The organism is Streptomyces sp. (genome assembly GCF_035644915.1).
In the GTDB taxonomy this organism is placed as follows: domain Bacteria; phylum Actinomycetota; class Actinomycetes; order Streptomycetales; family Streptomycetaceae; genus Streptomyces.
The window spans coordinates 1-11,326 of sequence record NZ_DASQNP010000097.1 but is presented as its reverse complement, the minus strand read 5'-3'; the positions used below and the strand labels follow the sequence as shown (position 1 = coordinate 11,326).

Genomic DNA, 11,326 nt, shown 5'->3' with positions numbered 1-11,326 from the left:
CCCGAACATGAACCAGCGGGCCTGCCGTATCCGGCAGACCCGCTGCTTCACCGTGTCGGGACGGCGGGATTTAAACCCACGACCCCTTGACCCCCAGTCAAGTGCGCTACCAAGCTGCGCCACGTCCCGGTGCTCTCCCGGCTCGGGGTTTTCCCCCTCGCCGATCGCGCACGGAAACCATACCGCACTTCGGAGGGTGCTTGCGCACACCAGGTCGGGAGGCGGGGACCCCGGTGGCCCGGGGGACGCGGGCGGTTGGTCCGGTCAAGCCCTGCGTGACGACCCCGTCGCTCACCGTGCGGGATGCGGCGTGCCCCCGCGGGCCCGGGGGCGGCGCGCGCACGAGCCGGTCGGGGGCCGTCCCGCGCGGTCGCCCGGGAGGAGAGGGCGGGACGGAGCCCGGCCCGACGGTGCGGCTCCGGGGCGCGGGCGTGCCCTCGGGGCCGGGTTTGCCGGGGCGCTGGCGGGAAACGCGATTGCCCTGGCCGTTGGTCCCAAGGACTGGAGTCGCACGTGAGCCGTTCCCGGATTGTGATCGTCGGAGCAGGGTTCGCCGGTTACCAGACCGCCAGGACGCTGTCGCGGAAGCTCCGCGGGGCGGCCGAGATCGTCCTGGTGAACCCCAACGACTACTTCCTGTACCTGCCGCTGCTGCCGGAGGTCTCGGCGGGGATCCTGGAGCCCCGCCGGGTCTCGGTGTCGCTGGCCGGGACGCTGCCGAAGGTGCGGCTGGTGCTGGGCGAGGTACACAAGGTGGACCTCGACGGGCGGAGGATCGCCTACACCGATCCCGAGGGGCGTGAGGGGGAGCTGGGCTACGACCGGCTGGTCCTCACCGTCGGGAGCGTGAACAAGCTGCTGCCCATCCCCGGCGTGGCCGAGCACGCGCGCGGGTTCCGGGGCATGCCGGAGGCGCTGTACCTGCGTGACCACATCAGCCGGCAGATCGCGCTCGCCGCCGCCGGCGACGATCCGCACGAGTGCCAGGCGCGCTGCACCTTCGTGGTCGTCGGTGCCGGCTACACCGGTACCGAGGTGGCCGCGCACGGCAAGGTGTTCACCGACTCGCTCGCCCGCCAGCACGCCCGCAGCCCCGGCGGCATGCGGGCCGACACCCGGCCCCGCTGGATGCTGATCGACATCGCGGACCGGGTGCTGCCCGGCCTGGACGAGAAGCTGGCGCGGACCGCGCACCGGGTGCTGCGCAAGCGCGGGGTGGAGGTACGGACCAAGACCTCGGTGAAGGAGGCCACCAAGGACGGGGTGCTGCTGAGCACCGGGGAGTTCATCCCCACCCGCTCGCTGATCTGGTGCGTCGGGGTGCGGCCCGATCCGCTGGTGGAGCAGCTCGGCCTGCCGACCGAGAGGGGGCGGCTGGTGGTCGACGAGTACCTGAACGTCCCCGGCCACCCGGACGTGTTCGCCTGCGGCGACGCCGCCGCGGTGCCGGACCTGACCAATCCGGGGCAGTACACGGCGATGACCGCCCAGCACGCCCACCGGCAGGGCAAGACGGCCGCGCTCAACATCGCGGCCTCCTACGGCGTCGGCACCCGCCGCCCGTACAAGCACAGCGACCTGGGCTTCGTGGTGGACCTCGGCGGGCTCCAGGCGGCGGCCAACCCCTTCGGCGTGCCGCTGTCGGGTCCGATCGCCAGCCTCGTCACCCGCGGCTACCACCTCGCCGCGATGCCGGGGAACCGCATCCGGGTGGCCGCCGACTGGGCGCTGGACGCCGTGCTGCGGCGCCAGGCGGTGCAGCTCGGCCTGGTGCGCTCCTGGTCGGTGCCGCTGGACACCGCCTCGCCCGAGACGGCCCGCGTGCCCCGCTGAACCGGGCCCGGGACGCGGGGGCGCACAGGAGGCACACGGAGAACGCGCGGGGGCCGCACCGGGACGTCCGGTGAGACGGCCGGAAAACCTCCCTTCCGACACCACCGGGTGCCCGCGGCGGGCCGATCGTGCCCGCCGCGGGCACCCGGTGGTGCCGTAACGGCCCGATAACGGTCACAGAGCGGGCATTACTGCAGGTCATACGGGCAGGCCCGAACGGGCCTGAGAGCGCTCCACCCCTGGTATCCGCGGCCGGGGGTGCCCTGCGAAACGGGCACAAACGGTCACTATCCTTCCGGGAAAGAATCTGGTCAGACCCCTCCGCTGCCTGTACAAATCTCCCCACAGGCCCGAACGGGCACGTCCGGGTCGGTACGGGCGGGGAAATCGAGCCAGGGAGGAGCGTGGCCGTGAACGCCGAGGAGCGGCAGCGGGAGATCGTGGCCATGGCCCGCCGCGCCGGTGCGGTCGACGTCGCCGCGCTCGCCGAGAAGCTGTCCGTCGCCAAGGAGACGATCCGCCGCGACCTGCGGGTCCTGGAGGACCACGGCCTGGTGCGGCGCACCCACGGCGGCGCGTACCCGGTGGAGAGCGCGGGGTTCGAGACGACCCTCGCCTTCCGCACCACCTTGAACGTGCCCGAGAAGCGGCGGATCGCCGCAGCCGCCGCCGACCTGGTGGGCGAGGCGGAGACGCTGTTCATCGACGAGGGCTTCACCCCACAGCTCATCGCCGAGGCACTGCCGCGCGACCGGCCGCTGACCGTCGTCACCACCTCCCTGGCCACCGCCGGCGTGCTGGCGAAGCAGGAGAACTTCACCGTGCTGCTCCTGGGCGGCCGGGTGCGCGGCGGAACCCTGGCCACGGTCGACCACTGGGCGACCCGCATGCTCTCCGGATTCGTCATCGACCTGGCGTTCGTCGGAGCCAACGGCATCTCGCGCGACCACGGGCTGACCACACCCGATCCGGCGGTCGGCGAGGTGAAGGCGGCGGCCGTACGGGCCGCGCGCCGCCGGGTCTTCGTCGGGACGCACACCAAGTTCGGGGCGGTCACCTTCTGCCGCTTCGCGGAGGTCTCCGACTTCGAAACGATCATCACCAGCACCGCGCTGCCCTCCTCCGAGGCGCACCGCTACTCACTCCTGGGGCCGCACGTCGTCCGGGTGTGACCGGACCCGGCGGCGACCCCGGACCCGACAACCGATCCCAGACACACCGCACGCGAGCACGCGCCGCGGGCGGTACGGCACCGTACGCCCGCGTCCGGCCCCGCGTCGGCCACCCGACACAGCACCACACACACCAGCAAGGAGCCCGACATGCGCACACCGAGCCGACACCCGGCGCGTGCACTGATCGCCACGGCAGCGGCCGGAGCCCTCCTGGCGGCCTGCAGCGGAGCCGGAGGCACCGGTTCCTCGGGAGGGGACTCCATCAACGTCCTGATGGTGAACAACCCGCCGATGGTCGAGCTGCAGAAGCTCACCGCCGCGCACTTCACCAAGGAGACCGGGATCAAGGTCAACTTCACGGTCCTGCCCGAGAATGACGTCCGCGACAAGATCAGCCAGGACTTCTCCAACCAGGCCGGCCAGTACGACGTCGCCACCATCAGCAACTACGAGGCGCCCATCTACGCGAAGAACGGCTGGCTGCACGCCCTCGACTCCTACGTCGAGAAGGACAGGGCGTTCGACCAGGACGACGTCCTGCCGCCGATGCAGCTCTCGCTCACCGGCGAGGACGGCAAGCTCTACGGCCAGCCCTTCTACGGCGAGTCGTCCTTCCTGATGTACCGCAAGGACGTCTTCGCCCGGCACGGCCTGACCATGCCCGAGAAGCCCACCTGGCAGCAGGTCGCCGACCTCGCCGCCCGGGTGGACGCCGCCGAGAAGGACATGAAGGGCATCTGCCTGCGCGGCCTCCCCGGCTGGGGCGAGGTGATCGCCCCGCTGACCACGGTCGTCAACACCTTCGGCGGCACCTGGTTCGACCAGGACTGGAACGCGCGGCTGACCTCCCCCGAGACCAAGAAGGCCGTGAAGTTCTACGTCGACCTGGTGCGCAAGCACGGTGAGGCGGGCGCCGCCCAGGCCGGCTACGCCGAGTGCCTGAACAACATGACCCAGGGCAAGACCGCCATGTGGTACGACGCCACCGCCGGCGCCGGGTCGCTGGAGGCCGCCGGCTCCCCGGTCAAGGGGAAGATCGGCTACGTGCCGGCCCCGGTGGAGAAGACCGAGAGCTCCGGCTGGCTCTACACCTGGGCCTGGGGCATGCAGAAGGCGTCCAAGAACGCCGACAACGCCTGGAAGTTCATCTCCTGGGCCTCCAGCAAGGAGTACGAGGAGCTGGTCGGCAAGGAGATCGGCTGGGCCAACGTCCCGGCCGGGAAGCGCGCCTCCACCTACGAGCACCCGCAGTACAAGCAGGAGGCCGGGGCCTTCGCCGAGGTGACGCGGTCCGCCATCGCCGAGGCCGACCCGCGCGACCCGGGCGTCCAGAAGAGGCCCGCCCCCGGCATCCAGTTCGTCGGCATCCCCGAGTTCACCGACCTGGGCACCAAGGTCTCCCAGGAGATCAGCGCGGCCATCGCCGGACGCCAGTCCGTCGAGAAGGCCCTGGAGAAGTCGCAGCGCCTGGCCGAAGAGGTCGGCAAGGAGTACCGGGACCGATGACCGCACAGCTCGCGGCGGCGTCCTCGCCGCCCACCGCCTCCCCACCCCGGGCCGTCCCCGGCCGGCCGGCCGAGCCCGGCCGGCTGCGGGCCTGGGCCACCCGCGCCCCGCTGCTGCCCGCCCTGGTCTTCATGATCGTCGTCACCCAGCTCCCGTTCGTGGCGACGCTGGTGATCTCCTTCTTCGACTGGTACGCGCTCGACCCCGACGCCCGGGAGTTCGCGGGCCTGTCCAACTACGCCTCGGTGCTCTCCGACCCGGACCTGCGCGCCTCGGTGATCACCACGGCGCTGCTGACCGTCACCGTGGTCCTGGTCAGCCTCGTCCTCGGGCTGGCGCTGGCGCTGCTGCTGGACCGGACGTTCCGGGGGCGCGGCGTGGTGCGCACCATGCTCATCGCGCCCTTCCTGGTGGTCCCCATCGCCGCCGCGCTGCTGTGGAAGCACGCCCTGTACAACCCCGAGTACGGGCTGCTCAACGGCTCGCTGACCTGGCTGGGCTCCCTGGTGGGGGTGGACCGTCCCGCACAGCCGGACTGGATCTCCGAGATGCCGCTGGTCGCGGTGGAGGCCTCGCTGGTGTGGCAGTGGACGCCGTTCATGATGCTGATCCTGCTGGCCGGGCTGCAGAGCCGTCCGCTGGAGATGATCGAGGCCGCCCGCCTGGACGGCGCCGGCACCTGGCAGATCTTCCGCTACCTGACGCTGCCGCACCTGCGGCGCTACCTGGAGCTGGGGGCGCTGCTGGGCTCGATCTACATCGTGCAGCACTTCGACGCGGTGTTCACGCTCACCGCCGGGTCGCTGGACACCGCCAACCTGCCGTACACGATCTACCACACCTTCTACAAGGCCCACGAGTACGGCCTGGCCTCCGCCGCGGGCGTCCTCGTCGTCATCGGCTCGATCGTCATCGCCACCTTCGCCCTGCGGGTGGTCTCGTCCCTGTTCAGTGAGGAGGTGTCCCGGTCGTGACGTCCGCCGTCTCCTCCCGGACCGCCGTCCTGCCGCCGGCCGCGCGCCGCGCCCGGCGCCGGAGCGCCGCCCTCGGACTGCTGGCCTGGCTGGCCGGGATCGTCTTCTTCCTGCCGGTGGCCTGGATGGCGCTCACCTCGCTGCACTCCGAGGCCGACGCCGCCACCAACCCGCCCTCGCTCGCCGCGCCCCTCACCCTGGACGGCTACCGCGAGTTCTTCGGCGCCGCGGGCGGGGCGAGCCCCTGGCCGCCGCTGATCAACTCGGTCATGGCCTCGGTCTTCTCCACCGCCGTGGTGCTGCTGCTGGCGTTCCCGGCGGCGTACGCCCTGTCCATCCGGCCGGTGCGCAAGTGGCGGGACGTGCTGTTCTTCTTCCTGTCCACCAAGATGCTGCCGGTCGTGGCCGGGCTGCTGCCGGTGTACCTGATCGCGAAGAACACCGGCCTGCTCGACAACATCTGGCTGCTGGTCATCCTCTACACCTCGATGAACCTGCCGATCGCGGTGTGGATGATGCAGTCCTTCCTCTCCGAGGTGCCCGTCGCCCTCATCGAGGCGGCCCAGCTCGACGGGGCGCGGCTGCCCACCGTCCTGGGCCGGGTGATCGCCCCGGTCGTGGGGCCGGGCATCGCCGCGACCGCGCTGATCTGCTTCATCTTCAGCTGGAACGAGATGCTGTTCGCGCGGGTCCTCACCGGGGTGACCGCGCAGACCGCGCCCGTCTTCCTGACCGGCTTCATCACCAGCCAGGGGCTCTTCCTGGCCAAGGTGTGCGCCGCCTCGGTCGTCATCTCCCTGCCGGTGCTCGCCGCGGGGTTCGCCGCCCAGGACAAGCTGGTCCAGGGCCTGTCGCTAGGAGCCGTGAAGTGAAAGCCGCCGTCATCGAGTCCGTCGGCAAGGCAGTCGTGACCACCGTGCCGGACCCCGCGCCGGGCCCGCGCGAGGTGGTCGTCGAGGTGGCCGCCTGCGGGTTGTGCGGAACCGACCTGCACATCCTGCAGGGTGAGTTCGCGCCCTCGCTGCCCATCGTGCCGGGGCACGAGTTCGCCGGTGAGGTCGTCGGTGTCGGCAGCGAGGTCACCGAGGTCGCGGTGGGCGACCGGGTCGCGGTGGACCCCTCGCTGTACTGCCACGAGTGCCGCTACTGCCGCAGCGGCCACAACAACCTGTGCGACCGCTGGGCCGCCATCGGCGTGACCGTCGCGGGCGGCGCGGCCGAGTACGCCGTCGCCCCGGTGGCCAACTGCGTCAAGCTGCCCGAGCACGTCGACGTCCAGGACGCCGCGCTGATCGAGCCGCTGTCCTGCGCGGTGCGCGGCTACGACGTGCTGTCCGCGCGGATGGGCGCCCACATCCTGATCTACGGCTCCGGGACGATGGGCCTGATGATGCTGGAGCTGGCCAAGCGCACGGGCGCGGCGAGCGTCGACGTCGTGGACGTCAACCCCGAACGCCTGGCCACGGCCAAGCTGCTCGGCTGCTCCGGCACGGCGACCGGCGCCGACGAGTTCGACCGCCCGCAGGGCTGGGACATCGTCATCGACGCCACCGGCAACGCGGCGGCCATCCAGGACGGCCTGGGCCGCGTCGCCAAGGCCGGAACGTTCCTGCAGTTCGGTGTCTCCGACTACGCCACCAAGGCCACCATCGAGCCGTACAAGATCTACAACCAGGAGATCACCATCACCGGCTCCATGGCGGTGCTCCACAGCTACGAGCGCGCCGCGGAACTCTTCGCCACGGGGATCATCGACCCGAAGGTCTTCATCAGCGACCGGCTGCCCCTGGAGAGCTACCCGGAGGCGCTGGAGCGGTTCGCCGCGGGCGTGGGACGGAAGATCGTGGTGACCCCGTGAGGGACGGCCGCCCTCACCGGGCGTCCGCGGCCCGCCGGGAGACCGGCGGGCCGTACGGGCCGACCAACTCGCGGTGCCACCAGGCGCCCGTCTCCCGCCGCTCCCGCCGGGTGGTGAAGCGGTAGCGGTACAGCAGGGCGCGCACCCGGGCGGGCGGGGCGGCGGGGAAGGGGTTGACGCGCAGCAGGCGCAGCGTGGCCGGGTCGTTCTCCAGCAGCCTCTCCAGCAGCCGGGTGAACCAGGGGGCGGCGTAGGAGGGGGAGAGGGCGGCGAACCACATCAGCCAGTCCAGCCGCAGGTGGTACGGCGCGTACTGGCGCGGCAGGCGGCGCACGTCGCCCGGCTTCCCCCGGAACTCGTACTCCCGCCACTGCGCGTCCCCGGTGTCGCGCTCCTCGTCGGTGCCCTCGATCACCACCTCGTGGCGCAGCCGGGTCACGCTGCCGAAGGCGCCGTAGGTGTTGACCAGGTGGAGGGGGTTGAAGGAGCGGTTCATCTGCTGGCGGGGGGAGAGCAGGTTGCGCACCGGCCAGTAGCTGAGCACCACCACCAGCGCCGTGACCCCGAGGACGGCGGCGACGAACCACGGCGGCACCCGGTCGTGCGCCGGGGCGCCGGCGAGGGGCGAGCTGTCCAGGGCCGACAGGGCGAGCACGATCGTGATCCAGTTGAGCCAGGAGAAGTTGCCGGAGGCCACCAGCCACAACTGGGTGACGATCACGGCCAGCGCGGCGACGCTCGCCACCGGCTGCGGGGCGAACAGCAGGAAGGGGACGACGAGCTGGGTGACGTGGTTCGCGGCGGCCTCCACCCGGTGCACCGGCTTGGGCAGGTGGTGGAAGAACCAGCTCAGCGGCCCCGGCATCGGCTGGGTCTCGTGGTGGTAGTACAGGCAGGTCAGCTCGCGCCAGCACCGGTCGCCGCGCCACTTGATCAGGCCCGCGCCGAACTCCACCCGGAACACCAGCCACCGCATCAGCAGGAGCACCGGCATCGGCGGGGCCACCTCGGCGTTGCCCAGGAAGACCGCGAGGAAGCCCGCCTCCAGCAGCAGGGACTCCCAGCCGAAGGCGTACCAGGTCTGCCCGACGTTGACGATCGAGAGGTAGAGCGCCCACAGCAGCGCCCACATCACCATGGACACCGCCAGCGGCACCCGGTCGGCGGCCCCCAGCAGCACCGCCGCCGACAGCGCCGCGCCCAGCCAGGCCACGGCCGCGAAGAAGCGGTCGGAGTAGTGCAGGTGGAACAGGCTGGGGGAGTGGCGGAAGGGGACCCGGCGCACGAAGTCCGGCACCGGGGTCAGCCCGCGCTCGCCGATCAGCGCCCGGAACTGCAGCGCCGCCGAGACGAACGCGACGAGGTAGACGGCGGCCAGAGCGCGCTGGAGGACCAGTCGGCTCAGCCAGTACTCGGGCGCCTCGAACCACTCCATGGGGATCATGGGTACCACCCGGGACCGCCGTCATGCGGCGGCCCCGGGCGGCGCCCGCGGCCGTACGGGTGGGGGCGGGTCAGCGCTCCAGGACGAGGGCCTGGCCCTGCCCGACGCCGATGCACAGGGCGGCCAGGCCGGTGCCGGTGCCCGCGGCGGCGAGCTGGTGGGCGACCGCGCCGGCCAGCCGGGCGCCGGAGGCACCCAGCGGATGGCCGATGGCGATGGCCCCGCCGCGCGGATTGACCACCGCCGGGTCCAGCTCGGGCCACTCGGCCAGACAGCCCAGCACCTGGGCGGCGAACGCCTCGTTCAGCTCGACGACGGACAGGTCGGCGAAGGACCGGCCGGCCCGCGCCAGCGCCCTGCGGACGGCCTCCACGGGGCCCAGCCCGAACAGGTTCGGCTCGATGCCGGTGACCGCGCTCGCGCGGATGCGGGCGAGCGGTTCGCGGCCGGTGGCCCGCAGGCCCTCCTCGTCGGTGAGCAGCAGGGCGGCGGCGCCGTCGTTGAGCGGGGAGGAGTTCCCGGCCGTGACGGTGCCGTCCCCGGTGCGGAAGGCGGGCTTGAGGCGGGCCAGGGCCTCCAGGGAGGTGTTGTCGCGGATGGTCTCGTCCCGGGCCAGGTCCACGCCCTCGACGGGGACGACCTCGGCGTCGTACCGGCCGTCCTTCCAGGCGCGGGCGGCCTTCTCGTGGCTGGCCAGCGCGTAGGCGTCCTGCTGCTCGCGGGTGATGCCGTGCCGGTCGGCGATCTGCTCGGCGCCCTCGCCGAGCGAGACGGTCCACTGCGGCGGCATCTTCGGGTTGACCAGCCGCCAGCCCAGCGTGGTGGAGTAGAGCTGCTGGTGCCCGGCCGGGAACGGCCGGTCGCTCTTGGGCAGCACCCAGGGGGCGCGGGACATCGACTCCACCCCGCCGGCGACGATCACCGAGGCGTCCCCGACCGCGATGGCGCGGGCGGCGTGGACGACCGCCTCCAGCCCGGAGGCGCACAGCCGGTTGACGGTCACCCCGGGCACCGTCACCGGCAGACCGGCCAGCAGCACCGCCATCCGGGCCACGTTCCGGTTCTCCTCCCCGGCCCCGTTGGCGTTGCCGAAGACCACGTCGTCGATCCGCACCGGATCCAGCTCCGGGGCGCGGTCCACCAGCGACCGCACCACCAGCGCGGCCAGGTCGTCGGGGCGCACCCCCGCCAGCGCCCCGCCGTACTTCCCCACCGGCGTCCGCACCGCATCCACCACGTACACATCACGGAGGAGATCGTTGGCCATGACAGTGATCCTGGCAGGGCGGCCCCCCGATGGCCAGGGGTCGTCGGAGGACATGGCCAACGCCACAGCGAGGCCGCAGCAGGGCCCCGGCAAGACCCTGGCAGGGCCCCGGCGGTGCCACCGTCACCGGCCGGGCGGGCCGCCGCCGGGCCGCGCCCCGGGACCCGGCCGGAGCGCCGGCAACGTCGTTGACCAGGGCCCGGACGGCCCGTAGGTTGCCCGGGAAGCGCTTGCCGCGACGAGGGGACGGACACCCGCATGCCGCTGACCGATCTTCCGCTGGACGAACTGCGCGCCTACCGGCCCGAGGTGGACGAGCCCGGGGACTTCGACGCCTTCTGGTCCAAGACCCTCACCACGGCCCGGGCGGCGGCGTCCGGCCCGGCGCGGTACCGGCGGATCGAGGACGCGCCGCTGCACACCGTGGAGGTGTACGACGCGCGCTTCCCCGGCTGGGACGGCCAGCCCGTCGCGGCCTGGCTGATCCTGCCGCGCGGCGCGCGCGGGCCGCTGCCCGCGGTGGTCACCTACATCGGCTACAGCGGAGGACGCGGCCTGTACACCGAGCACCTGCTGTGGAGCGCGGCCGGTTACGCCACCTTCGTCGTCGACAGCCGGGGCCAGGGCCACGACACCCCCGATCCGGACCCGGCGGTCACTCCACAGTACGTCGGCGGCTTCATGACCCGCGGCCTGGACGACCCCGCCCACCACTACTACCGGCGGCTGATGACCGACTGCGTGCGCGCGGTGGACGCGGTGCGCGAGCACCCGGCGGTGGACCCGGCACGGGTGGTGGTGGCGGGCGCCAGCCAGGGCGGCGGGCTGGCGCTGGCCGTGGCCGGGCTGGCCCCCGAGGAGGTGGCGGCGGCGCTGGTGGACGTGCCGTTCCTGTGCCACTTCCGGCGCGGCGCCGAACTGGCCTCCCTCGGCCCGTACCCGGAGATCGCCCACTACCTCGGGGTGCACCAGCGCACCGACCCCGAGGCCGTCTTCGCCACCCTGAACTACTTCGACGGCCTGCACTTCGCCCGCCGCGCCACCGCCCCCGCGCTGTTCAGCGTCGGTCTGATGGACCCGGTCTGCCCGCCGTCGACGGTCTTCGCCGCCTACCACCGCTACGCCGGGGAGGACAAGGACATCCGGGTGTGGCACTTCGGCGACCACGGCGGCGGACGCGCCTCACAGCCGTACGAGCAGTTGCTGTGGCTGCGCGAGCGCGGCCTGGCGCCGGAGGCCGCCGCGTGAGCGTGCCGGAGACCGCGCCGG

General features: G+C 72.6%; 9 protein-coding genes and 1 tRNA gene. 7 read left to right on the top strand and 3 right to left on the bottom strand.

What is annotated here, in order from left to right; genetic code table 11:
- Positions 1-55: 55 nt before the first annotated feature.
- Positions 56-129, bottom strand: a tRNA-Pro gene (locus VE546_RS11560).
- Between the two features lie 384 nt (positions 130-513).
- Between VE546_RS11560 and VE546_RS11555 the strand changes: the two genes are divergently transcribed.
- The 6 genes from VE546_RS11555 to VE546_RS11530 all read left to right on the top strand — a co-directional run bounded on the left by VE546_RS11555 (position 514) and on the right by VE546_RS11530 (position 7,346).
- Positions 514-1,833, top strand: coding sequence for an NAD(P)/FAD-dependent oxidoreductase (locus tag VE546_RS11555; RefSeq protein ID WP_324921292.1), 1,320 nt, complete (start codon positions 514-516; stop codon positions 1,831-1,833).
- A gap of 446 nt (positions 1,834-2,279) precedes the next feature.
- Entirely contained in the window at positions 2,280-3,005 is a 726-nt protein-coding gene (locus VE546_RS11550) for a DeoR/GlpR family DNA-binding transcription regulator (protein WP_414720455.1), read from the top strand.
- A 150-nt stretch (positions 3,006-3,155) separates the two neighbouring features.
- Positions 3,156-4,514 carry a sugar ABC transporter substrate-binding protein gene (locus tag VE546_RS11545; RefSeq protein WP_324921288.1) on the top strand — a complete coding sequence of 453 codons (1,359 nt, stop codon included), beginning with the start codon at positions 3,156-3,158 and terminating at the stop codon, positions 4,512-4,514.
- Entirely contained in the window at positions 4,511-5,488 is a 978-nt protein-coding gene (locus VE546_RS11540; protein WP_324921286.1) for a sugar ABC transporter permease, read from the top strand. The genes VE546_RS11545 and VE546_RS11540 overlap by 4 nt, the downstream gene beginning before the upstream one ends.
- Complete coding sequence (locus VE546_RS11535; protein WP_414720454.1) at positions 5,485-6,360, top strand: carbohydrate ABC transporter permease; 876 nt, start codon at positions 5,485-5,487, stop codon at positions 6,358-6,360. The genes VE546_RS11540 and VE546_RS11535 overlap by 4 nt, the downstream gene beginning before the upstream one ends.
- Positions 6,357-7,346: a zinc-dependent alcohol dehydrogenase family protein gene (locus VE546_RS11530; RefSeq protein WP_324921284.1), complete on the top strand. Its 990-nt coding sequence runs from the start codon at positions 6,357-6,359 to the stop codon at positions 7,344-7,346. Before VE546_RS11535 ends, VE546_RS11530 begins: the two co-directional genes overlap by 4 nt.
- A gap of 13 nt (positions 7,347-7,359) precedes the next feature.
- Here the strand turns inward: VE546_RS11530 and VE546_RS11525 are convergent, their stop codons facing one another.
- Both VE546_RS11525 and VE546_RS11520 read right to left on the bottom strand, forming a co-directional pair.
- Positions 7,360-8,781, bottom strand: coding sequence for a lipase maturation factor family protein (locus tag VE546_RS11525; protein ID WP_324921294.1), 1,422 nt, complete (start codon positions 8,779-8,781; stop codon positions 7,360-7,362).
- A 79-nt stretch (positions 8,782-8,860) separates the two neighbouring features.
- Positions 8,861-10,057, bottom strand: a complete 1,197-nt coding sequence (locus VE546_RS11520; RefSeq protein WP_324921282.1) for a thiolase family protein — start codon at positions 10,055-10,057, stop codon at positions 8,861-8,863.
- A 258-nt stretch (positions 10,058-10,315) separates the two neighbouring features.
- Here VE546_RS11520 and VE546_RS11515 point away from each other — a divergent pair, with 258 nt between their 5' ends.
- Positions 10,316-11,305, top strand: coding sequence for an acetylxylan esterase (locus tag VE546_RS11515; RefSeq protein WP_324921280.1), 990 nt, complete (start codon positions 10,316-10,318; stop codon positions 11,303-11,305).
- The last annotated feature ends 21 nt before the right edge of the window (positions 11,306-11,326 follow it).

Coding starts and splice junctions, on each gene's coding strand:
- VE546_RS11550 (WP_414720455.1), top strand. CDS start 2,280: ATGGCCCGCCGCGCCGGTGCGGTCGACGTCGCCGCGCTCGCCGAGAAG.
- VE546_RS11545 (WP_324921288.1), top strand. CDS start 3,156: ATGCGCACACCGAGCCGACACCCGGCGCGTGCACTGATCGCCACGGCA.
- VE546_RS11540 (WP_324921286.1), top strand. CDS start 4,511: ATGACCGCACAGCTCGCGGCGGCGTCCTCGCCGCCCACCGCCTCCCCA.
- VE546_RS11525 (WP_324921294.1), bottom strand. CDS start 8,781: ATGGAGTGGTTCGAGGCGCCCGAGTACTGGCTGAGCCGACTGGTCCTC.
- VE546_RS11520 (WP_324921282.1), bottom strand. CDS start 10,057: ATGGCCAACGATCTCCTCCGTGATGTGTACGTGGTGGATGCGGTGCGG.
- VE546_RS11515 (WP_324921280.1), top strand. CDS start 10,316: ATGCCGCTGACCGATCTTCCGCTGGACGAACTGCGCGCCTACCGGCCC.